The sequence below is a fragment of the Micromonospora sp. WMMD730 genome (assembly GCF_049178955.1).
GTDB classification, from domain to species: domain Bacteria; phylum Actinomycetota; class Actinomycetes; order Mycobacteriales; family Micromonosporaceae; genus Micromonospora; species Micromonospora wenchangensis.
Genome location: NZ_JBMHML010000002.1, coordinates 2,804,206 through 2,825,762 on the forward strand (window position 1 = coordinate 2,804,206; position 21,557 = coordinate 2,825,762).

Consider the following 21,557-nt stretch of genomic DNA (forward strand, 5'->3'; position numbering starts at 1 on the left):
TGAGCGCATGCACCCCGCAACGTCCCCCACCGCCGGCACGCCGGCCGAACCGCACCACCGTACCCCCGCACCCCGTCGTCGATTCCTGCGCGGCCTGGTCGCCGCCGCCGTCGCCGTACCGCTGATGTTCGGCGCGGCGGCCTGCGGCGACGACGACGCCGGTGCCGACGGCCAGATCAAGCTCTCCGTCTTCTGGTGGGGCGGTGAGGCGCGGGCCAAGCTCACCGAGGACGCCCTCGCCCTCTACACCAAGAAGCACCCGAACGTGACGTTCGAGAAGACCTGGCAGGCCAACCAGGGTTACTTCGACAAGCTGGCCACCCTCACCGCCGGCGGCAACCCGCCGGACCTGTTCCAGATCGACGACAACTACCTGTCCGAGTACGCCGGCCGCAGCACCGTGCTCGACCTCAAGAGCTACCAGGACTCCGGCAAGCTCGACGTGTCGAAGTTCCCCAAGAGCCTGCTGGAGTACGGCGTCGTCGACGGCAAGCTGGCCGGGGTGGCCGCCGGCGAGAACACCCAGGGGCTGGTCTACAACAAGACCCTGCTGACCAAGAACGCCCTGCCCGAGCCGACCACCGGCCAGAGCTGGGAGGAGCACATCGCCTGGGCCGAGCAGGTGGCCAAGAAGGCCAAGGTCCCCGGCACCCAGGACCCGAGCGCCGACTACAAGGCGTTCTGGGTCTGGCTGCGCCAGCAGGGCAAGGACCTCTACAACGGCAAGGACCTCGGGTTCACCGCCGAGGACGTGGCCAAGTGGTTCACCCTGTGGAAGGGTGCCCGGGACCGGGGCGCCACCCCCACCCCCGACGTGATCCACGAGGGCAACGCCAGCGACGTGACGAAGCAGCTCGTGGTCACCGGCAAGGCCGCGACCTCCTGGGTCTGGGTCAACCAGATGCCGGACCTGAAGAAGAACACCAAGGACGAGCTGGGGGTGGTGGCGTACCCGGGTGACCCGAGCGCCCAGTGGGCCCGCGCCTCGATGTACTGGTCGGTGTTCAAGGGCAGCAAGCACCGGGACACCGCCGTCGACGTGATCAACTTCCTGGCCAACGACCCGGAGGCGGTGGCGCTGCTCGGCACCGACCGGGGCCTGCCGTCCAACATGGACCTGCGGGCCACGGTCAGCCAGACGGTGACCGACCCGGCGATGAAGCAGTCCATCCAGGTCGAGACCGAGCTGGCGCAGAAGTTCGGCCAGTCGCCGCAGGTGCCGATCAAGGGACACAGCAAGGTCAAGTCCGAGCTGGTCAAGGCCGCCGAGAACGTCCAGTACCAGCGGGCCACCCCGGAACAGGCGGCGGAGCAGTTCCTCGCCGCCTGCAAGTCCGCGATCGCCTGACCGGCACACCGCGGACGACGAAAGGAGCCGGACCCGTGGCCCTCACCACGGTGCCCGGCCGGACCGGACGCACCGGTCCCGCCCGCCCCCACGCCAAGCGGCGTCGGGGCGGGCGGGACCGGCACGCCGAAGGACTGGCGGGGTACGTATTCCTCTCGCCCTGGCTCATCGGACTGATGGGCGTCACGGCGATCCCCATGCTGCTCTCGCTCTGGCTGAGCTTCACCAACTACGACATCCTCACCCCGCTGTCCGAGGTGCAGTGGGTGGGCCTGGCCAACTACGAGCGGATGTTCACCGACGACCCGTCGTACTGGCACGCGGTGCGGGTGACGGTGACCTTCGCCCTGGTGGCGGTGCCGCTGAAGCTGGCCGCCGCCCTCGGGGTGGCGCTGCTGCTCAACAAGGCGTGGCGGGGGGTGGGCCTGTTCCGGGCGCTGTTCTACCTGCCGTCCCTGCTCGGCGGCAGCGTCGCGCTGGCCATCGTCTGGGTCAACATGTTCAACCGGGACGGCGCGTTCAACTCGTTCCTCGCGCTGTTCGGCATCGAGGGGCTGCCCTGGGTCAGCGACCCGGACTGGGCGTTGCAGACCCTGATGGTGCTGGCCATCTGGCAGTTCGGCGCGCCCATGGTGATCTTCCTGGCCGGGTTGAAGCAGGTCCCCACCGAGCTGTACGAGGCCGCCTCCGTCGACGGCGCCGGCCGGTTCCGCCAGTTCTGGCACGTCACCCTGCCGATGCTCTCCCCGGTCATCTTCTTCAACCTGGTGCTGGAGACCATCAACGGGTTCCAGGGCTTCACCGCCGCCTTCGTGCTCAGCAACGGCACCGGCGGGCCGGTCGACTCCACCCTGATGTACACGCTGAAGCTCTACATCTCCGGCTTCACCGACCTGGAGATGGGCTACGCCTCCGCGATGGCCTGGGTGTTCCTGCTCGCGATCGGCCTGATCACCGTGGTCTTCTTCAGCACCGGGCGGTTCTGGGTGCACTACTCCGACGGGGAGAAGTGATGGTGGCGGTGACCTCGACGACGCGACGGCCCGGCCGGCGGCAGGGCGGCCGGCAGGCCGTGCGCCTGCTGGTGCTGATCGTGATCGTGGCGGTGGTGCTCTACCCGCTGCTGTGGATGGTGGGCACCTCGGTCAAGTCGCAGGAAGAGATCGTCAACAACATCGGCCTGCTGCCCGAGCGCTTCACCCCGGGCAACTACTACGCCGGCTGGGGCAACTTCGACCTCAGCTTCGGCACGTTCTTCCTCAACAGCGCCATGGTCAGCCTGTTGACCGTGGTCGGCAACGCGGTCTCCTGCCTGCTCGCCGCGTACGCCCTGGCCCGGTTGCGGTTCCGGCTGCGGGGGGTCTGGTTCGCCGTCATGATCGGCACCCTGCTGCTCCCCGGCCACGTGCTGATCGTGCCCCAGTACATCCTGTTCCGCAGCCTCGGCCTGGTCGGCGGGGACTGGCCCTACCTGCCGCTGCTCATCCCGCAGTTCCTGGCCACCGAGGCGTTCTTCGTGTTCCTCATGGTGCAGTTCATGCGGGGCATCCCGCGCGAACTCGACGAGGCCGCCAAGATCGACGGGGCCAGCCCGTACGGCATCTTCCGGCACGTCATCCTGCCGCTGAGCCGCCCGGCGCTGGTCACCACCGCGATCTTCTCGTTCATCTGGACGTGGAACGACTTCTTCCGGCAACTGGTCTTCCTGTCCAGCCTGGACGACTACACGGTGCCGGTGGCGCTGACCCTGTTCATCGACTCCACCAGCCAGAGCGCGGTCGGCCCGATGTTCGCCATGTCGGTGCTGTCGCTGCTGCCGGTGTTCCTGTTCTTCCTGGCCTTCCAGCGGATGCTGGTCGAGGGCATCAACACCAGCGGGTTGAAGGGATGACCGCAGCCCCGCTGTCGCAGGAGGACGCCGTACCCGCCCGCCGGGACTGGCGCGACACCCTGCGCGACGCCACCGACCTGGCGCTGCTCGGGTTCGCCGTGACGCTGGCCGCGCTGCCGGTGCTCACCCTTGCCCCGGCCCTGGCCACCGCCAGCGCCGCCGTGCACGACCGGCTGACCCTCGGCGGTTGGCCGGACCTGCGCACCACGCTGTCCCGGTTCGGTCGGGCCCTGCCCGCCGGGCTGGTCGCCAGCGCCGTCGGGCTGGCCGTCGCCGTCGCGCTCGGCGTCGACCTGGTCGCGCTGGCCAGCGGCCGGGTGCCCGGTGGCGGCGTCGCGCTGGCCGGCACCGCCGTGGTCACCGCCGCCCTGGCCGGGTACGCCGGGCTGACCGTGGTGGCGATCGGTCGTACCGGCGGACGGGGCTTCCGGGCGGCGGCCCGGGTCGCCGCCCGGACCGGCCTGGCCCGGCCGGGGACCTGGGCGGCGGCCGGCGGGGTCTGCGCGGTGGCCGGGGTGTTGGGGATACTGGTCACCCCGGTGGCGGTGCCGATCCTGGCCGGCTACGCGCTGGCCGCCCTGCACGCGGTCGCCGCCCGCCGGCCCACCGCCCGGATGGAGGCACCGTGACCGGTCACCCCCAGTCCGTTCCGGCCGGCCCCGGCCCGGCCCCGACCCACGCCGCCCCGGAACCGGCCGACGACGATCCCCGGCTGCGCCTCGGCGACGTCGAGGTGGCCCGGTACGTGCTGCGCCCCGACCTGGACCCGAAGCACGGCCCCCGGCCCTACCTGCACCCGGTCCGGACCCTGGCCGGCACCCCGGTCACCGACGCGCTGCCCGCCGACCACGTCTGGCACCTCGGGGCGTCGCTGGCCGTGCAGGACGTCGACGGCACCAACCTGTGGGGCGGCCGGACGTACGTCCGGGACACCGGCTACACCTGGCGCGACGACCACGGCGTGATCGCGCACACGCACTGGCGGGAGCGCGCGCCGGACCGGCTGGCACACGCGTTGCAGTGGCGCGACCGGGCCGGCGGGGTGCTGCTCACCGAGCACCGCCGGCTCGCCGCGAGCCCGGTGACCCCGGACGCCTGGGCGCTCGACGTCGACTACACCCTCACCGCCCCGGCCGGGCGTGACGTCCACCTGGGCAGCCCGGCCACCAACGGGCGGCCCGGCGGGGCCGGCTACGGCGGCTTCTTCTGGCGGGCCGTCGCCGACGGTGAGCCGGTGACGTTCACCGCCGACGCCGACGGCGAGCAGGCCGCCAACGGCAGCGCCGCCCGCTGGGTCGCGCTCACCGCGGTCGCGCCGGGCGGTGGGGCGTACACCCTGGTCTTCACCGGGCTGGGGCTCGGCGACCGGTGGTTCGTGCGGACGGCGATGTATCCGGGGGTCTGCGTGGCCTTCGCCTTCGACCGGCCGGCCGTGGTGCCCGCCGGTGGCCGGCGCACCGGCCGGCACCGGGTGCTGGTCGCCGACGGGGTACGCGACCGGGCCGGCGTCACCGCGCTGCTCGCCGCCGCGGAGCCACAGTGACCGCCGCCGACCCGACCGGCGGGGCCGGGCCCGGCCCGGAGGTGGTCACCGTCGGCGAGTCGATGGTGGTGCTCGGCCCCGACCCGACCGGTCCGCTGGACCGGGCCGACCGGTTGGGCGTCTCGGTCGGCGGCGCGGAATCCAACGTGGCGTGCGCGCTCGCCGCCCTCGGCCACCGGACGGCCTGGGTCAGCCGGGTCGGCGACGACCCGTTCGGCCGGCGGGTCCGGCGGCACGTCGCCGCCACCGGGGTGGACACCGGCCTGGTCACCGTCGACCCGACCGCGCCGACCGGCGTCTACCTCAAGGACCCGACGCCCGACGGCACGACCGTGCACTACTACCGGTCCGGGTCCGCGGCCTCCCGCCTGCACCCGGGGGTGCTCGACGAGCCGGCGCTGGCCGGGGCGCGGCTGCTGCACCTGTCCGGGGTGACCGCCGCCCTCTCGCCGTCCTGCGCGGCCCTGGTCCGCCGGGCGGTCACCGACCGGCCGCTGCCCGCCGCCCGGGTCACCTTCGACGTCAACCACCGGGCCCGGCTCTGGTCGGCGGCGACCGCCGCGCCGGTGCTGCGCGGGCTCGCCGACGCCGCCGACGTGGTCCTGGTCGGCCTCGACGAGGCGCACACCCTGTGGGGCGTCACCGAGCCGACCGCCGTCCGCGACCTGCTGCCCGGCCCGGAACTGGTGGTGGTCAAGGACGCCGCCGTCGGGGTCACCGCGCTGCCCCGCGGCGCGGCGGCCGTCTTCGTGCCGGCGCTGCGGGTGCCGGTGCACGAGCCGGTCGGGGCCGGTGACGCCTTCGCCGCCGGTCTCCTGTCGGGGCTGCTGCGCGGCCTCGACCTGGACCGCTGCCTGCGGCTCGGGCACCTCTGCGCGGCCCCCGCCCTGACCGTCGCCGGGGACACCGCCCCGCCGCCGCGGCGGGCGTTGGTCGATCGGCTCCTCGCGCTGCCGGCGCAGGACTGGGCGAGCCTGGACCTGGTCGACGCCGGCCTGCTCCCCACCCCCGCCACCGGAAGGAACGGTCGATGACCGCGCACGACTTCGCACCCCTGTTCGGCACCGCACGGGTGATGGTGATCCTGCGGGACCTGCCGCCGACGGAGACCGTCCGGCTCGCCGAACGGGCCTGGAACCTCGGCATCGACGTGGTCGAGGTGCCGATCCGTACCCCGGACGCCACGCTGTCCCTGCGGGCGGCGGTGGAGGCCGGCAAGGACCGGGGCCGCCGGGTCGGGGCCGGCACGGTGCGCACCCCCGCCCAGGTACGGCAGGCCGCCAGCGCCGGCGCGGCGTTCACCGTCGCCCCCGGGCTGGACCTGGCGGTGGCCGACGCGGCGGTCAGCTACGGCATCCCGCACCTGCCCGGGGTGGCCACCCCCACCGAGGCGCAGCTCGCGCTCGACCACGGGCTGATCTGGCTCAAGGCGTTCCCGGCGGCCAGCCTCGGTCCACAGTGGTTCAAGGCGATGGCCGGTCCGCTGCCGGAACTGCGGTTCGTGGCGACCGGGGGGATCGACGCGGGCAACGCCGCCGACTTCCTCGCCGCCGGGGTGCGGGTGGTGGCGGTGGGTTCGGCGCTGTCCGACCCCCGGCAGATCGACCGGCTCGCCGAGCTGGCGACGACCCCCGCCTGAGCCGGTGCCGACCCCGCCCACCCACCCGCCGTGCTGCCGGCCCGGTGCGGGCGGATCAGGCCGGGGCGGGGCCGAGGCTGTCCCGGACGACCAGGGTGGCCGGCAGCACCTCGACCCGGGACCGGTCGGCGGCCGGGCCCAGCGCCAGGGTCATCGCCCGTGCGCCCAGCTCCACCAGGGGCAGCCGGACGGTGGTCAGCGCCGGGGTGACGTCGGCGGCGACCGGCATGTCGTCGAAGCCGACCACCGACACCTGCCCGGGGACCGGCACGCCCCGGGCGCGCAGCAGGGTCAGCGCGCCGACGGCCATCGAGTCGTTCAACGCCACCAGCGCGGTCAGTCCGGGAAAGGCGTCGAGCAGTTCACCGGCGGCGCGGGCACCCCCGTCGCGGTCGAAGTCGGCGTACCTGACGCGTTCGGCGGGCAGCGGGTGGCCGCCCTCGGCGAGCGCGGCGCGCAGCCCGTCGAGCCGGTCGGTGATGGTGGTCAGCACCTGCGGGCCGGCGACCACCCCGATCCGGGTGTGCCCCCGGCGCAGCAGTTCCGCGCCGAGCAGCCGGCCGCCGTCGGTGTTGGCCGGCATCACCGCGTCGCCGGGGTGTTCGTGCCGGCCGACCACCGCCACCCGGCCGCCGGTCGCCTCGTAGGCGGCCAGCTTCTCGGCGAGCCGGGCGGTGAAGGTGGCGTCGTGGTAGCCGGAGCCGGCCAGCACGATCGCGGCGACCTGCTGGGCGCGCAGCAGCTCCACGTATTCCAGTTCGCGTTCCGGGTCGCGGTAGCTGTTGCAGATGATGACCAGCCGGCCGTGGTCGGTGGCGACCCGTTGCAGCCCCCGGGTCAGCTCGGCGAAGTACGGGTCGGAGACGTCGTGCACCACCACGCCGACCACGCTGCGTTGCGGCCGGGCCAGCAGCTGGGCGTGCGCGTTGGGCACGTACCGCAGGTCGGCGACGGCCCGCAGCACCCGTTCGCGCAGCTCGTCGGCGACCGGCTTGCTGCTGCCGTTGATCACCCGGGAGGCGGTGGCGGGGGAGACCCCGGCGCGGCGGGCGACATCGGCCAGCGTCGCCATGGGCACCCCCGAAAGTGTCCGGGCCCGGTCGGGGCCGCACGGTAGCGGACAGGTTACCGCAACGGGCGACGGCGGCCTCTTGCCCGTGGTGGGGCTGCCACCTAGGCTGCTAGGAAAGCGCTTACCTATGCGATGTGCAAAGGGGAAGGACGACCATGACCCGAAGGTCGATCGGCATCATCGTCAACGGCGTCACCGGTCGGATGGGCTACCGCCAGCACCTGGTCCGCTCCCTGCTCGCCCTGCGTGAGCAGGGTGGCCTGGCGCTGGACGACGGCACCCGGATCTGGCCCGAGCCGATCCTGGTGGGCCGGGACGAGACCCGGCTGCGGGCGGTCGCGGAACGGCACGGCCTCACCGACTGGACCACCGACCTCACCGCCGCCCTCGCCCGCGACGACGCGGAGATCTACTTCGACGCCCAGGTGACCCAGCAGCGGGAGAAGGCCATCCGGCAGGCCATCGACGCCGGCAAGCACATCTACACCGAGAAGCCGCTCGCCGAGTCCAGCGCCGGTGCGTGGGAGCTGGTCCGCGCCGCCGACGCCGCCGGCATCCGCACCGGCGTCGTGCAGGACAAACTCTTCCTCCCCGGGCTGCGCAAGCTCAAGCGGCTGATCGACGGCGGGTTCTTCGGCCGCATCCTCTCCGTCCGGGGCGAGTTCGGCTACTGGGTCTTCGAGGGCGACTGGCAGCCCGCCCAGCGTCCGTCCTGGAACTACCGCGCCGAGGACGGCGGCGGCATCGTGATGGACATGTTCCCGCACTGGCAGTACGTGCTGGAGGAGCTGTTCGCCCCGGTCCGGGCGGTCACCTGCGTCGCCGCCACGCACGTCCCGCAGCGCGTCGACGAGGCCGGCCGGCCCTACCCGGCCACCGCCGACGACGCCGCGTACGGCATCTTCGAACTCGACGGCGGGATCATCGCCGCGCTCAACTCGTCCTGGACCACCCGGGTGCACCGCGACGAACTGGTCGAGTTCCACGTCGACGGCACCGAGGGCAGCGCCGTCGCCGGGCTGCGCCGCTGCCGGGTCCAGCACCGGGCGGTCACCCCCAAACCGGTGTGGAACCCGGACCTGCCCGCCACCGAGGACTTCCGGGCGCAGTGGACCGAGGTGCCCGACAACGAGGAGTTCGACAACGGCTTCAAGGTGCAGTGGGAGGCGTTCCTGCGGCACGTCGTCACCGGCTCCCCGTTCACCTGGGACTTCCTGGCCGGCGCACGCGGCGTGCAACTGGCCGAGCTGGGGCTGCGCTCGGCCCGGGAGGGCCGCCGGGTCGAGGTGCCGGAGCTGTCCCGGTGACCGCCGTCGTCCGGCTGCCCGACGGCGGCACCCACCGGCTGCGCGGGGGCGCGGGCCACGAGCGCCCCGCCGGCCCGTCGACCACCCGGACGGCGTACGCGGCGGCGCACGTCGTCGCCGACCCGTGCGCGGAGAACGTCCCGGGCGCCCCGGCCGCCGTCGACTGGGACACCACCCTCGCCTTCCGGCGGCACCTCTGGTCGTACGGGCTGGGGGTGGCCGAGGCGATGGACACCGCCCAGCGCGGCGCGGGCCTGGACTACCCGGCCACCCGGGAACTGGTCCGGCGCAGCGCCGCCGAGGCCCGCGCGGTCGGCGGCCGGATCGTCGCCGGGGTCGCCACCGACCAGCTCCCACCCGGCCCGGCCACGGTGCCCGAGGTGACCCGGGCGTATGCCGAACAGCTCGCCGACGTCACCGCCGCCGGCGCCCGCCCGGTGCTGATGTGCAGCCGGCACCTGGCCGCCGCCGCCACCGGCCCCGACGACTACCTGCGGGTGTACGACGAACTGCTCACCGCCGCCGACCAGCCGGTGGTGCTGCACTGGCTCGGTGACATGTTCGACCCGGCGCTGGCCGGCTACTGGGGCTCGACCGACCTCGACGAGGCCACCGAGACGGTGCTGCACCTGATCAAACAGCACCAGCACAGGATCGACGGGATCAAGGTGTCGCTGCTCGACGCCGACCGGGAGATCGCGTTGCGCCGCCGCCTGCCCGCCGGGGTACGCCTCTACACCGGCGACGACTTCCACTACCCGGAACTGATCCGGGGCGACGGACAGGGCCACTCCGACGCCCTGCTCGGCGTCTTCGCGGCCATCGCGCCGGCCGCCGCCGCCGCGCTGTCCGCCCTCGACGCCGGTGATCTGGACCGTTACGACGCGGTGTTCGCCCCGACCCTGCCGCTGGCCCGGCACCTGTTCGCCGCGCCCACCTGGTTCTACAAGACCGGCATCGTGTTCCTCGCCTGGCTGGCCGGGCACCAGGAGCACTTCACCATGCTGGCCGGGCAGCAGTCCGGCCGTTCCCCGGCCCACCTGGCCCGGCTGCTCGTCCTCGCCGACGCCGCCGGTCTGCTGCCCGACGCGGAGCTGGCCGCCGCGCGGGCCCGGGCGTACCTCACCGTGGCCGGGGTGGCCCAGTGACCGGGGTGGTGCCGGCACCGGGGCTGGAACGGTTCTCGTTCAACCAGGCCACCGCCCAGCACTGGCCGCTTCAGGCGGCCGTCGCCGGCTGCGCTGCGGCCGGGGTGCCCGGCATCGGCCTGTGGCGGGAACCCGTCCAGGAGTACGGCCTCGACCGGGCGGCCCGGCTGGTCCGCGCCGCCGGGCTGACCGTCACCTCACTGTGCCGGGGCGGGTTCTTCACCACCCCCGACTGGTGGGACGAGAACCGGCGGGCCCTCGAGGAGGCGGCCACCCTCGGCACCCGGGAACTGGTGCTGGTCTCCGGTGGACTCCCACCGGGCAGCCGCGACGTCGACGGGGCCCGCCGTCAGGTCGCCGACGCCGTCGCCGCGCTCGCCGACGAGGCCACGGCCGCCGGGGTACGCCTCGCCATCGAACCGCTGCACCCGATGTTCAGCGCCGACCGGTGCGTGATCGCCACCCTCGGCCAGGCGCTCGACATCGCCGAACGGTTCGACCCCGCCGTGGTCGGCGTGGTGGTGGACACCTACCACGTCTGGTGGGACGACACGGTGTATGCGCAGATCGCCCGCGCCGGCGACCGGATCGCCGCGTTCCAGGCGGCGGACTGGGTGACCCCGCTCCCGGAGGGGGCGCTGCTCGGCCGGGCGCTGCCGGGTGAGGGCTGTGTGGAGCTGCGCCGGCTGCGCGAGGCGGTCGACGCCGCCGGGTACACCGGGCCGGTCGAGGTCGAGGTGTTCCAGGCGGCGCTCTGGTCCCGCCCCGGCCCGGACATCCTCGCCGCCACCATCGACGCCTACCGGGGGCACGTGTCCTGAGCCTGGTGGGTACAGGCACGGCGGTACCGGGTGGACCGGTATGCCTGTCCGTCATGAACATGACGGACAGGCATACCGGTCGGTGGCACATCGTCTCCCACCCCGCCGCACCCCAGCGGTGCGACCAGCCACCCCGCCGCCCGCCACCGTGCCGCCCGCTGGTCCGGCGAACCGTGCCGGCGGCCGGGCGGCCGGCGGAGTCACCGGACGGTGGCGGTGGCGCGGACGGCCTTGACGATGGCGGGGACGGAGCCGACCAGCAGGACCAGGCCCCAGACGAGGGCCACGACGGCGAAGACCAGCGCGCCGACGTCGTCGAGGATGCTGACCAGGATCACCGGGACCAGCCGGTGCAGGAACTCCAGCACCACCGTGCAGACCAGGGTGGTCAGCGCCAGCAGGACGAGCCCCTTGTTCTGCAGGAACCGGGGCTGGGCGAGCAGCAGCAGCCCGGCCCAGACCAGCTTCAACGCCAGCACCAGGCCGAGCAGCAGGCTGGCCTCGCCGACCGGGAAGAAACCCCACAGCGCCAGGTAGGCCAGCGTGCCGAAGGGCACGGCGAGGAAGAGCGACACCATCACCGTCAGTTCGACGAAGACGGTCACCAGCAGCACCAGCGACGCCAGGATCAGCAGGACGGCGAAGACCAGGGTGGCCACCCCCTGCACCCGGCCCTGCACCCGCTCGGAGAGCAGCAGGCTCAGGCAGAACAGGCCGGTGCTCCAGAGCGCCACCACGTCGACCAGCGCCAGGTAACCGGTGCCCCGACCGGACGGCTCGCTGATCCGTCCCACCTCGCCGACGTCCACGCCCAGGTCCCGGGCCCCGGCCAGCAGCGCCCCGCCCGCGTCGCCACCGCCGGTCAGCAGCGACGAGCCCAGTTCCAGCGCCACCACCAGCGCCACCGCCAGCAGCGCCAACAGCAGGAACGGCTTGCGCAGCTCACCCATGCCGGGTCACCTCCCGGACCGGTGTCACCGCGACCCGGGGCACCGACCGACGCCCGGTCACGAGGTGGCGATGGTGACGGTGCACCCGACACCTCCCGGGCAGCCCAGGCCGACCTCGGTGGCCCGGTCGACGGCGATCGTCGCGACGGCGTCGCCCCCGTCGGCGGGTGTGACGTCGTCGCGTACGGTCAGGTCGGCGTCGCCGGGTGCGGGGGCGGTGACCGCGAAGGCCACCCGGCTGCGCAGCACCAGGGTGCGCAGCCCGCCGGGATCGTCCACCCGCAGCACGCAGCCGCCGACGAAGGAGAGCACGTCCCCGGTACGGTCGCAGTCCGCCCGCACCGTCGCCGGGTCCACGGCGGTGCCGTCGCCACCGAGCCGGCCCAGCCACCCCAGCGCGCCGGCGTCGGCCGGGTCACCGCGACCGGCGCGGCCCATCCCGAGCGCGCCGACGAACGCGGCGACCAGCAGCACGGCGACCGCCACCAGCAGCAGCTTCCGCCGGCCGCTCACGGCCGGCCCGTCGACGCGGGCAGCTCGGTGAACCGGACCAGGTCCACCCCGGCGAAGTACCGCTCGGTGCCCTGGGTCCGGCCGACCGTGACCAGGGTGAGGGTGTGCGCGCCCCGACCGAGCCGTACCGTGCCGACGTCCTCGACGTCACGCAGCGCCGGCTGCTTCGAGAAGCCGAGGAAGGTGCCGCCCACCTGCACCCCGTCGACCTGCCAGATGGTGTTGGCGTAGTCCGGCGCGGTGGTGCGGGACGCGGCGAACGACCAGGTGGCGTCCGCCGGCAGGGTGACGGTGAGGCTGACCCGGTCACCCACCGCCAGCCCCTGCAGGAACAGTTGCCGGCCACCGGAGAAGGCCAGCCCGCAGCAGTCCGGCTGTTCCACCACCTTCACCGCGGCACCCGCCGGTGACTCCGTCCTCGCCCCGGTGAGCAGGGACTCCGCCTCCACCGTGACCACCCGGGCGGCGGCCGGTGGCGGGGCGGCGTCGGGGCGGCTGAGCAGGTAACCGACCACCGCGCCGACCAGCACCACCAGCGCCACCGCCGCCGCGATCCACGGCCACGGGGCCCGCCGGGGCGGGGCGACCCCGGTGACCTCGTACGTCACCCGGCCGCTGGCGCGGGAACTCTCCTCCGGCGCGGTGTTCGCCGAGTAGGCGAAGCCGGTCATGTCGTACCGCCGGGGTGGGGTGCCGGCCGGCACCGCCAGCCGGACCAGGAACGACACGGAGTTCTGCCCCGGCACCACCCGCTGCGGCTCGGCCACCGTGAACCAGGCCCGTTGGCTGCCCTCGCCCGGCGCGACGTCGAAGACCACGGTGTCCGGCGCGCCGCCGGGGTTGGAGACGGTGAAGGTCAGCTCGCCCCGGTTGGCCGGGTCGAGGGTGAACTGTTCGGCGGCGGCGACGACGGCCCATTCGGTGGTCATGACGGCTCCTCAGGCGATGGTCCGGGCGGGGGAGGAGGGCCCGGGGCGGGCACGGTGGCGCGGCCGACCGCCGGCCCGTACGACACCGGCCCACCGTCGGCGGGACGGTCCCCGGCGGGTGGGGCGTCGGCGAGGACGACCTCGGCGGTCACCGCCGCCGGTTTCTCCGCAGCGACGATCCGGGCCACCACGGTCAGCAGCCCGGCCGCCGCCGCCGGCACCCGGACGACCAGGTGGAACGGCCGGTCGGCCGGCTCGTCGAGGACGAACCCGGTGACCCCGGTGGCCAGTTCCAGCGCGGTCCGCATCCCGTACGGGGTGCCCCGCCAGCGGGCCAGCAGCGCGCCGTGCGCGACCAGGTCGCGCAGCCGGCCCACGGGCAGCGGCGGCGGGGCGTCCGGCCGGGGCGGGCCGAGCACGTGGTCCATCGCCACCCAGCGGGTCAGGTAGCCGGCGAACCCGGCCGGCGTGCGGTACGGGTCGAACAGCACGTCCACGTCGGCGAGCAGCGCCTCGTCCGGGGCGTGCAGCGTCTCCATCACGTCCAGCAGCGCGGCCAGGACGCTGCCCGGCCCGGCGGCCCGCTGGTAGGCCGCCGGCAGCAGCCGTTCAATCGCGGCCCGGCGCATCGTGGCCCACCACCTCGATGTCGTGCTCGCCGGAGCAGAGCAGCCAGGTGTCGGGGACGGTCACCACGTCGGCGGTGGCCTGGTTGGCGCTGGCCGTCCAGTCGACGGCGTCGCCGCTGCGGTACACCCCGCGTTCGCCACCGGCCAGGATCAGCCGGCCGTTCCCGCCCGTCCCGGCGATCGCGTCCACCGGCACGAACCGGGTCCGGTCCCGCAGCGGCAGGCCGCAGTTGACCACCACCGGCTGCCACTGCGGCTGCGCGGCCAGGGTGTCGAGGCGGACCACCCCGCCGCTCTGCGTGGCGGCCACCGCCAGGGTGCCGACGAAGGCGAGGTCCCGGCAGGTCCCGCCGACCCAGCCGGCCTGCACCTGCTGCCACTTCACGTCGGACTCGAACAGCCGGGTACGGTGGCAGCCCTGCCCCGGTTTCTTCGGGTCCGGTTCACCCGCGCCCGCCCAGAGCAGCGTGGCCGGGCCGTCGTACTGCACGGCGAGGACCCGGTTGTCCACGTTGGCCAGGCCGACATGGGTGAAGCTGCCGGGGCGGCCACCGGCGGTGGACAGGTACACCCCGAAACCCGCCTGCGCCGCGACCGCCACCCCCGGCGCACCGCGCTCCGAGACGAACGACCGGACGGCGTAGAAGCCCCGGTCGGCGTCGGCCGGGTCGACCAGGATCTGCAACGGCACCGCCCCGGGCAGCAGGGACACCTCGTACAGGCCGGTGTCGGTGGCCAGCAGCAGCGCGCCCGCGCCGTCCCGGTCGATCCAGGCCAGGTCGGTGATCCGCGAGTCCAGGCCGGTCAGCGCCGCCCAGGTCTCGCCGAGGTCGGTGCTCAGGTGCACCCGGGAGCCGCCCGCCGCCCGGGTGGTCACCACGGCCACCGCGCCGGGGCGGGCCAGCACGCCGGGACGCACCGGGGCCGGGGCGGGGGCGACCCGCACCACCGTCTCGTCGTCGTCGAACCGGCCCGCCGGTTCCCAGCCCACCCCCGCGTTGGACGAGCGGAACAGCACCGGGCCCCGGCCCGCGTACCAGGTGCCGGGCTGGTACTGGTCGACGGCGACGGCGCGGACCTGCGCGTCGGGGGCCTCGTCCACCACGAACCGGACCGACTCGACGTAGCGCACCCCCGGCTCGGCGTGCTCCAGCATCCGGTACACGTTGGACGCGCGCAGCGGCTCGCCGAACGCCCAGCCGGTCGGGTTCAGCGCGGTGGGCAGCGGGCTGAGCGTCTGGTGCAGCCGGTCGTGGATGCGCCGCCGGACCGCCTCGACGTCCTCCTCCGGCCGGACCACCACCCGGGCCCGGATCGACACCGCCTTGTACCGGGCCCAGCCGGCCCGGCAGCTCGTGCCCAACGCCCGCCGTCGGTCCAGGTCCGCCTCCACCCGGCGGCGGGACTCCGCCACCTCGTGCGCGCGCAGCACCGCCACCGGCAGCCGGCCACCCGGGCGGGCCTCCGGCGGCACGTACGGCACCAGCACCACCTCGACCTCGCCGGGGCGGGCGAAACTGTAGACGGCGGCCCGGGTGAACGCCCGTGCCCGGGACACCCCGCCGGAGCCGGCGGCGAGGATCTCGAAGTCCCGGGCGGTGACGGCCCGTTGCTGGGCGAAGAACTCGTACGGGCCCCGCACCAGCGCCGAGTCGAGGCTTTCCAGCTCCCGTCCGCCACCTGCCGGTTCCGGGTTCTCCGCCCGGACCCCGGGCAGCGGGTCCCGCAGGGTGGTCAGGGTGCCGGCGGCGACGTTGCCGGCCCGGCCACCGCCGGCCCGGTACCACAGCCGCACCCGGGCCCCGGCCGGCGGCACCGCCGCGACGGTGACCGGCCCGCCGCCCGCCAGCGCGCCGGCCGGTCCCACGTCGGCCGGTCCCACGCCGGCCGGTCCCGGGCCGGGCGGGTCGGCGTCGGGCGGGCGCAGGTCCAGCGCCGGGGCGAAGGTGACCAGCCCCGAGCAGCGGTCCACCAGGTAGACCTTGGCCTGCGGGCCGACCCCGGCGAAGCTGTCCACCGGCCGCCACACCTCGTACGTGGCGCCCTCGTGTTCCCGGGCCACCGCGCCCAGCTCCACCGACCCGGCCGGCACCTCCACCCCGAGCAGCAGGTCCCGTGCCTCGGCGGTACGCGCCAACGGTGCCCGGGCGGCCCGCAGCGCCTGCCCCGGCTGGCCGGTGCCGACGCCCAGCAGCTCCGCCTCGACCGGTTCACAGTGGTGCATCCGGACGGTCACCTCGTCGGCGTCCGCCGGCAGCAGCGCCGGTTCGGTGGTGACGAAGACGACGGGTCTCGGGTCGACGCCCCGGGCCGCCGCGACCCGGGTGCCCGCCGGGATCCGCACCGCCGCCCGGTCACCGCCGGTCCGGACGAACCGCACGTCGGCCCAGGCCGCCGTCGGGGCGTGCCGGGTGACCCCGAGCAGGTTCAGGAACTGCACGTACGCCTTCTCCGGCAACTGGTTCAGCCGGAAGATCATCACCTCGGTGAGGTGCGCGAACGCCTCCAGCAGGACGATGCCCGGATCGTGCGCGGACAGGTCGGTCCAGCCGGGGCAGGACTGCCGGATGCGTTCCCGGGCCTCGGTGACCAGATCGAGGAAGGTGCGGTCGTCGAGGTGCGGCACGGGCAGCGTCATGACCGGTCCCCCTCGACCCGGCCACCGGTCGACCGACCGGCGGCCCGTTGCGCGGGCGGGTCGGCGTCGGCGGGGAGCAGGTCGACGGAGAGGACCAGCTGACCGGGGGAGAGGCTGGCCCGTACCCGGTAGTCCAACCGGATCACCAGCCGCCACGGGTCGTCCGGATCGGGGCCGGCGTCCACGTCGATCACCTCGATCCGGGGCTCCCACCGGCGGATCGCCTGCCGCACGTAGTGGATGGCCAGCCCGGCGGTGGTGTCGTCGTTCGGCGCGAACACCAGCCGGTGCAGCCGGGAGCCGTACCCGGGGCGCATCAGCCGCTCACCCGGCGTGGTGGACAGCAGCAGGTACAACGCCTGGCGTACCGTCTCGTCGCCGTCGGTCACGGCGAGCCCGCCGGTCGCGGTCGTCGCCAGGCCCCCGGCGCGGCCGGCGTCGAAGCCGGCCCCGACGAACCGCAACGCCCTCATCGGTCCGCCTCCACCAGGCGCTGCCGGGCGTCGTGCACGGTGTGCCGGACCAGGTTCGGCGGGGTGCCGTCGGTGAACCCGGCCAGGTGCGACAGGACGATCCGGTGCCCGTCGACCCGCAGCCAGTCGCTGTAGCCCACCCGCACCGCGAGGGTCTTCGCGCACGGTTTGACCGTCGGCCCGTAGTTGGGGCAGGCCACGATGTCCCGCCCCACCGGGTCGTCGTCGACCAGCACCGGCGTCCCGGCGACGGTCAGCCAGCCCTGCGACGCCCGGTTGGTGACCCGGCCGTCGTGGTCGCAGGCGATCAGCGAGTCGAGGGTGATCCAGCGCATCAGGCACCTCCGGAGTGGGCGCGGGCGAGCGTGCCGGCCTGCCGGCGGGCGGTCGCCTCGTCCTCGGTCGCGTCGGCGTGCAGGAAGTCGACGCTGCGGGCCCGCACCACCAGCGCCCGGCCCGGCGCGGACAGCACCAGGTCGGTCGCGGCGTGCAGAGTGGTCAAATCGGGGGTCAGCTCCAGGAAACTGCCGGCGTCGGTGGCCAGCCGCAGCGTCCGCGCCGCGTCGTCGACCACGATGGTCTGACCGCTGCCGGTCCGCACCGACCAGCGGCCCGCGCGCCCGTCGGCCACCCCCGTGTCGTACGGGGTGACGGTGCCGAACAGCGAACCCAGCACCACCCCGGCGACCGGGTCACCGCCCGGCAGGGCCAGCAGCACGGAGTCGTCCGGGTCGGGCAGCGCCACGATGCCCTTGTCCCGGCCCGCCCCCGGGCAGAGCACCGCCAGCCAGCCGGCGTCCAGGTCGCCGTACCCGGGCAGCCGCACCCGGACCCGGCCGAGCCGCTCCGGGTCGTCGACGGCGGTGACCACCCCGAGGGTGACCACCGCCCCGCCGGCCGCGACGCGCGGCGGGGAGGGCGGCGGGGCGGTGGCGAACCGGGTGAGGTGGCCGCTGGCGTCGACGGTGTGCACCACCTCGGTGAGGACGTACACCCCGGCCAGATCCTCCGTCACCCCGGCCACCGCGACCCGGCGGCCGGGACGCAACGCCGGGTCACCCTCGGCGACGCCCTCGGCGGTGACCAGCGCGGCCACCCGGTCGTCCAGGCCGGCCTGGGCGAGCGCGGCCAACTCGTCGTCGCCGCGTCCCGGCTGGTCCAGCACGGTCCGTACGCCGTCCGCGCCGACCGCCGCCGGGTCCGGACGCAACGGCACCCGCCGGCCGCTGCGCGCGGCGTCCACCCGGTGGCCGAGCGGCTCGGCCCGCTGCGGATGCCAGCCCAGCGCGGCGCTGCCCCCGGCGGCCCGGTCCAGGTTGGCGGCCAACCGCACCGAGTGCAGCGTCCGGCCCAGGGTCAGCGGCACCGGCTCGCCGTGACCGTCCAACGTGACCAGCCGTACCCGGTCACCCTCGACGGCCAGGTGCAGGCCGGCCCGGCCGGCCACCTCCCGCAGCAGCTCCAGGTCGCTGTGCCGGTGCTGGAGCAACCGGTCCAGCCGGGGCCCGTCGACCTCGGCGTCGACGCCGAGCCCCACCGCGCCGCACAGCTCCCGGGCCAGGTCGGCGGCGGTGACCGCCTCGAAGACCCGGAGCTGCTGCCGCTTGCGCAGCCGGTGCAGCAGGTCGTAGCCGAGCCAGCGGAACAGGGCGGTGCCGTCGGCGGCGTACTCCACCTCGACGCAGGTGACCTCACCGGTGAACAGCAGGTCGTCGCCGAGCCGGACGTCGAGCGTCGCGCCGGTCGGCACCGCCGGGCCGGGACCGGGACCCCGCGCCCCCGGGCCCGGATCGGCTTCGTGCACCACCTCGCACTGGGTCGGCTGGTCGAGGCGGGCCGCCACCCGGACCGACCGGATCCGCCGGTCCGCCGCCCCGCCCAGCGGCACGCCGTCGAGGAACACCGACGGGTGGGCACTCACCGCACACCCCCGCCGGCCTGCTCCGGGCCGGTCCCGCCCACGCCTTCCACCGGCGACGCCCCGGCGGGCTGCGGCGGCACGGTGGGCGGGGGCACCGCGAGGGCGGTGCCGGCCGGCACGGCGAACGGGTCGGTGATCCGGTTGTGCTCGGCGAGCAGCCGCCAGCGCAGCGGCGAGCCGAGCGCGTCGTGGGCGAGCAGGTCGAACCGGACCCCGGAGTAGCCGGGCGTGGCCGCACCGTCCCCGGCCGCCACCACCGCCTGCCCCGGGGGCGTCCCGGGCGCGGTGGCGGCGGCCAACTCCTCGGCGAAGCCCTGCTGCGCCTCGTCGGCCGACTCGGCCACCCGCAACAGCTTCATCCGCAGCCACGAGCGGCGGGGCGAGCCGGTGCGGGTGAACACGTCGAACCGTTCGGCGACGGCCACCACCACCCCGGGCACGTTCCACGTCTTGCCCCAGACCAGCCGGACCAGCGGCGGGCGCTGCCAGCCGTGCGCCACGGCGGAGTTCTCGGCCAGCATCCACAGCGGCCGGGTGAGGGTGCGCACGTCCCCGGGCCGGTTCGGCCCCTCCACCAGGTCGGTGTCGAAGAGCAGGTCCAGCACCAGTTCGGTACGCCCGCCACCGGTGAAGGCCAGCGGGTCGTCGGCCAGCCCGATCCCGGTGAGCCGACCCTCGGCGCTGCCCCGCGGTCGTACCCCGGCGACCCGGGTGACCTGCACGGTCTGCGGATTGAGCAGGCAGTCGACGCGGACGCCGGACTCGTCGACCAGGAAGGCGACCCGTTCCATCAGTACCCCCGCTGTTCGGCGTCGAGCCGGGCGTACCGGGCGTCGTCGCGGGCGGTGCCCGTCGGCCCTCGCCACGCCCCGTCGTCGGGCAGCGCCGGCCACGGGTCGGCCCCCACCGGTCCCGACCCGTGCGGCCCTGCCGCTCCCGCCCCGGTCGGGCCGGCGTCGGGCAGCGTCGGCCACGGGTCGCCGGCCGGGGGCGGGTCGTCGTGCGGCCAGCGGATCGCGGTGGTCCGCCGGGCGTCGGTGCCGGCCGCCGACGCTGCGTCGGACGCCCTCCCTCCGGTGCGGCGACCGGCGGCCGGGCGTCGACCGGCGCTGGTGCCGGCATCCGTCAGGCCGTCCGGTGGGACCGGACGGCCGGGGGCGTGGTGGTCCGGCCAGGCCGGTGGCGGTAACTCGGACGCCCGGTACCGCGCGCCGGCCGGCGGGTGCGTGCGCGGATCCCGGCCGGCGTCGGGAGGCGGCCAGTGCCCTGCCCCGCTGCGGAGATCAGGTGCCCCTGCCCCGGATGCGGCTCCCCGCTCCGGGTCACGTCCCGTCCCCGCCCTCGGGCCGGTCTCCACCGCCTGCTCCGGGTGGCCCCCCGTCGTCGGGTCCGCACCGGTTCCCGTGACCAGTTCCGCACCGCCTTCCGTCGCGGGCTCCGGGCCGGTTCCCGTCGTCGGTGGGCGGGGTGGGGTGGTCCGTCGCCGGCCCGGTCGCAGCAGCCACCCGAGCCCGGCACCTGCCGTCCACCCCGGACCGGGACGCGCCGCCACCGGAGCAGGCGGTGCTCCCGGGCCGGGCCGGTCCGCCGTCGCCGGGCCCGGGCCGTGGGGCGTCGACTGGTCGGCACCGTGCGCCGAAGGCGGGTGCGGGTGGTGCGCCGACGCCTGGTCGGGGCCGTGTGCCGAGGGCGGGTGTGCCGTCATCGGCTCTGGGGCGTGCGCCCGTGTCGGGTGTGCGGGGTGACCGGCCGACGCGGAGGTCGCGGTGACGTCGGACGGGCCGGCGGGTCGGGGGAGGTGGGTGCCGGTCACCGGGTCCGGCACCGGCGACGATCCCCACGGCCCGGTGGGCGGGGTGGGGGCGGGCGGCGGCATTTCGACGGGTGGGGGCGCGGGATGCCGGTCGGCGGTGCGGGCACCGGGGCCGGGCGGGTAGGCCGGGGACTCGGCGGACGCCGGGGTGGACTGTCCGCGTACCCCCGGGTGGGATGCGGGCGGCGGGCCGGCTGCCGGCGGCGGGCCCGGCGGGGTGTCGGCGGCCGGCCCGACCAGGTCGTGCAGCAGGCCGGGGGCGTGCGCGGCGACCGTCCGCAGCCAGTGCTCCGGCGGCTGCCCCGGCCCGCGCGACGCCGGGACCGGCCCGGCCCACCGCGCGGCGGGGTCGGTGACCGGCGTGGCCGGGTCGGCCGGCGGGACGGCCGGGACGGGGGCCACCGCGTCGGCGGCGGCCCGCAGCCGGGTGGCCAGCCAGTCACGCGGTCGTGGACGCCGCGGCACTGCCGTCCTCCAACTCCAGCCCCTCGTACGCCAGCGTCAGCGCCACGATCGCGATCTCCTGGGACAGGGTGTGCAGGTGCGCGCCGCGCCACCGCATCGGCCACGCGTTGATCAGGTTCCAGCGCAGCACCTCGGCGGTGCCGGCGGCGTCGAGCAGCACCACCGACACGTTGCGGCGGCTCACCGTCCCGGTCGCCGCGCCGTGCACCCAGTCCCACAGCTCGCGCGACGGGGTGAGCCCGAAGTGCAGGGTCACCGGCGCGTAGTCGACCTGCCCCGGGACCGACCGCACCCGGTCGTTGCCGGCCTCCCGGTAGGCCAGCCGGCCGATCGTCATCTCCAGCCCGCTGACCTCGGTGAAGTGCCCGTTGGTGATGCCGTTGATGAGCAGCTTGAAGTGGTACGCCCGGTACGGATCGACCGGTGCGCCCGGTTGCGGGGTGGCCGGGGTCGGCAT

22 protein-coding genes are annotated in these 21,557 nt (G+C 75.3%); 10 read left to right on the forward strand and 12 right to left on the reverse strand.

The genetic code is table 11. The annotated features are described in order from the left end of the window. The first annotated feature begins 7 nt into the window (after window positions 1-7). From ACN265_RS12220 to ACN265_RS12250, 7 genes are read left to right on the forward strand one after another with little or no spacing between them, the layout of a single operon-like run. Complete coding sequence (locus ACN265_RS12220; RefSeq protein ID WP_421407513.1) at window positions 8-1,348, forward strand: ABC transporter substrate-binding protein; 1,341 nt, start codon at window positions 8-10, stop codon at window positions 1,346-1,348. A gap of 35 nt (window positions 1,349-1,383) precedes the next feature. Further along, window positions 1,384-2,361: a carbohydrate ABC transporter permease gene (locus ACN265_RS12225; RefSeq protein WP_421407515.1), complete on the forward strand. Its 978-nt coding sequence runs from the start codon at window positions 1,384-1,386 to the stop codon at window positions 2,359-2,361. Beyond that, window positions 2,361-3,239 (forward strand): carbohydrate ABC transporter permease, encoded by an 879-nt coding sequence (locus tag ACN265_RS12230; protein ID WP_421407517.1) that lies wholly within the window; start codon window positions 2,361-2,363, stop codon window positions 3,237-3,239. Before ACN265_RS12225 ends, ACN265_RS12230 begins: the two co-directional genes overlap by 1 nt. After that, window positions 3,236-3,868, forward strand: coding sequence for a hypothetical protein (locus ACN265_RS12235; protein ID WP_421407519.1), 633 nt, complete (start codon window positions 3,236-3,238; stop codon window positions 3,866-3,868). Before ACN265_RS12230 ends, ACN265_RS12235 begins: the two co-directional genes overlap by 4 nt. Next, the gene (locus ACN265_RS12240; protein WP_421407521.1) at window positions 3,865-4,782 is read left to right on the forward strand and encodes a PmoA family protein; all 918 of its coding nucleotides are present in this window, start codon (window positions 3,865-3,867) and stop codon (window positions 4,780-4,782) included. Before ACN265_RS12235 ends, ACN265_RS12240 begins: the two co-directional genes overlap by 4 nt. Then, entirely contained in the window at window positions 4,779-5,816 is a 1,038-nt protein-coding gene (locus ACN265_RS12245) for a sugar kinase (RefSeq protein ID WP_421407524.1), read from the forward strand. The genes ACN265_RS12240 and ACN265_RS12245 overlap by 4 nt, the downstream gene beginning before the upstream one ends. After that, on the forward strand, window positions 5,813-6,421 hold the full coding sequence (locus ACN265_RS12250; protein ID WP_357930049.1) for a bifunctional 4-hydroxy-2-oxoglutarate aldolase/2-dehydro-3-deoxy-phosphogluconate aldolase: 609 nt from the start codon (window positions 5,813-5,815) through the stop codon (window positions 6,419-6,421). The genes ACN265_RS12245 and ACN265_RS12250 overlap by 4 nt, the downstream gene beginning before the upstream one ends. 55 nt (window positions 6,422-6,476) lie before the next feature. On the opposite strand, the gene ACN265_RS12255 is transcribed toward ACN265_RS12250, so the two are convergent. Next, entirely contained in the window at window positions 6,477-7,493 is a 1,017-nt protein-coding gene (locus ACN265_RS12255) for a LacI family DNA-binding transcriptional regulator (RefSeq protein WP_204923554.1), read from the reverse strand. A 155-nt stretch (window positions 7,494-7,648) separates the two neighbouring features. Between ACN265_RS12255 and ACN265_RS12260 the strand changes: the two genes are divergently transcribed. From ACN265_RS12260 to ACN265_RS12270, 3 genes are read left to right on the forward strand one after another with little or no spacing between them, the layout of a single operon-like run. Further along, complete coding sequence (locus tag ACN265_RS12260) at window positions 7,649-8,800, forward strand: Gfo/Idh/MocA family protein (RefSeq protein ID WP_204922970.1); 1,152 nt, start codon at window positions 7,649-7,651, stop codon at window positions 8,798-8,800. Next, a complete protein-coding gene (locus ACN265_RS12265) occupies window positions 8,797-9,948 on the forward strand; it encodes a dihydrodipicolinate synthase family protein (protein ID WP_421407527.1) in 1,152 nt (383 codons plus the stop codon). The genes ACN265_RS12260 and ACN265_RS12265 overlap by 4 nt, the downstream gene beginning before the upstream one ends. Next, window positions 9,945-10,769, forward strand: coding sequence for a sugar phosphate isomerase/epimerase family protein (locus ACN265_RS12270; protein ID WP_421407530.1), 825 nt, complete (start codon window positions 9,945-9,947; stop codon window positions 10,767-10,769). The genes ACN265_RS12265 and ACN265_RS12270 overlap by 4 nt, the downstream gene beginning before the upstream one ends. Window positions 10,770-10,969: 200 nt before the next feature. On the opposite strand, the gene ACN265_RS12275 is transcribed toward ACN265_RS12270, so the two are convergent. Genes ACN265_RS12275 through ACN265_RS12325 form a run of 11 tightly spaced genes read right to left on the reverse strand, consistent with a single transcriptional unit; the run spans window position 10,970 to window position 21,557 of the window. Further along, on the reverse strand, window positions 10,970-11,719 hold the full coding sequence (locus ACN265_RS12275) for a hypothetical protein (protein WP_420118308.1): 750 nt from the start codon (window positions 11,717-11,719) through the stop codon (window positions 10,970-10,972). Window positions 11,720-11,776: 57 nt separating this feature from the next. After that, window positions 11,777-12,232 (reverse strand): hypothetical protein, encoded by a 456-nt coding sequence (locus ACN265_RS12280; protein WP_420118307.1) that lies wholly within the window; start codon window positions 12,230-12,232, stop codon window positions 11,777-11,779. Further along, window positions 12,229-13,161, reverse strand: coding sequence for a hypothetical protein (locus ACN265_RS12285; RefSeq protein ID WP_420118306.1), 933 nt, complete (start codon window positions 13,159-13,161; stop codon window positions 12,229-12,231). Before ACN265_RS12285 ends, ACN265_RS12280 begins: the two co-directional genes overlap by 4 nt. Next, complete coding sequence (locus tag ACN265_RS12290; protein WP_421407535.1) at window positions 13,158-13,790, reverse strand: phage tail protein; 633 nt, start codon at window positions 13,788-13,790, stop codon at window positions 13,158-13,160. The genes ACN265_RS12285 and ACN265_RS12290 overlap by 4 nt, the downstream gene beginning before the upstream one ends. Then, window positions 13,771-16,428, reverse strand: a complete 2,658-nt coding sequence (locus ACN265_RS12295) for a putative baseplate assembly protein (RefSeq protein ID WP_421407538.1) — start codon at window positions 16,426-16,428, stop codon at window positions 13,771-13,773. The genes ACN265_RS12290 and ACN265_RS12295 overlap by 20 nt, the downstream gene beginning before the upstream one ends. Further along, complete coding sequence (locus ACN265_RS12300) at window positions 16,425-16,901, reverse strand: GPW/gp25 family protein (protein WP_420118303.1); 477 nt, start codon at window positions 16,899-16,901, stop codon at window positions 16,425-16,427. Before ACN265_RS12300 ends, ACN265_RS12295 begins: the two co-directional genes overlap by 4 nt. Further along, window positions 16,898-17,236 carry a hypothetical protein gene (locus ACN265_RS12305; RefSeq protein ID WP_363653616.1) on the reverse strand — a complete coding sequence of 113 codons (339 nt, stop codon included), beginning with the start codon at window positions 17,234-17,236 and terminating at the stop codon, window positions 16,898-16,900. The genes ACN265_RS12300 and ACN265_RS12305 overlap by 4 nt, the downstream gene beginning before the upstream one ends. Beyond that, window positions 17,236-18,822 (reverse strand): phage baseplate assembly protein V, encoded by a 1,587-nt coding sequence (locus tag ACN265_RS12310; RefSeq protein WP_421407541.1) that lies wholly within the window; start codon window positions 18,820-18,822, stop codon window positions 17,236-17,238. The genes ACN265_RS12305 and ACN265_RS12310 overlap by 1 nt, the downstream gene beginning before the upstream one ends. Next, window positions 18,819-19,613 (reverse strand): hypothetical protein, encoded by a 795-nt coding sequence (locus ACN265_RS12315; RefSeq protein ID WP_420118300.1) that lies wholly within the window; start codon window positions 19,611-19,613, stop codon window positions 18,819-18,821. Before ACN265_RS12315 ends, ACN265_RS12310 begins: the two co-directional genes overlap by 4 nt. Further along, on the reverse strand, window positions 19,613-21,100 hold the full coding sequence (locus ACN265_RS12320; protein ID WP_421407543.1) for a hypothetical protein: 1,488 nt from the start codon (window positions 21,098-21,100) through the stop codon (window positions 19,613-19,615). The genes ACN265_RS12315 and ACN265_RS12320 overlap by 1 nt, the downstream gene beginning before the upstream one ends. Beyond that, window positions 21,075-21,557: a phage tail protein gene (locus tag ACN265_RS12325; protein ID WP_363794901.1), complete on the reverse strand. Its 483-nt coding sequence runs from the start codon at window positions 21,555-21,557 to the stop codon at window positions 21,075-21,077. Before ACN265_RS12325 ends, ACN265_RS12320 begins: the two co-directional genes overlap by 26 nt.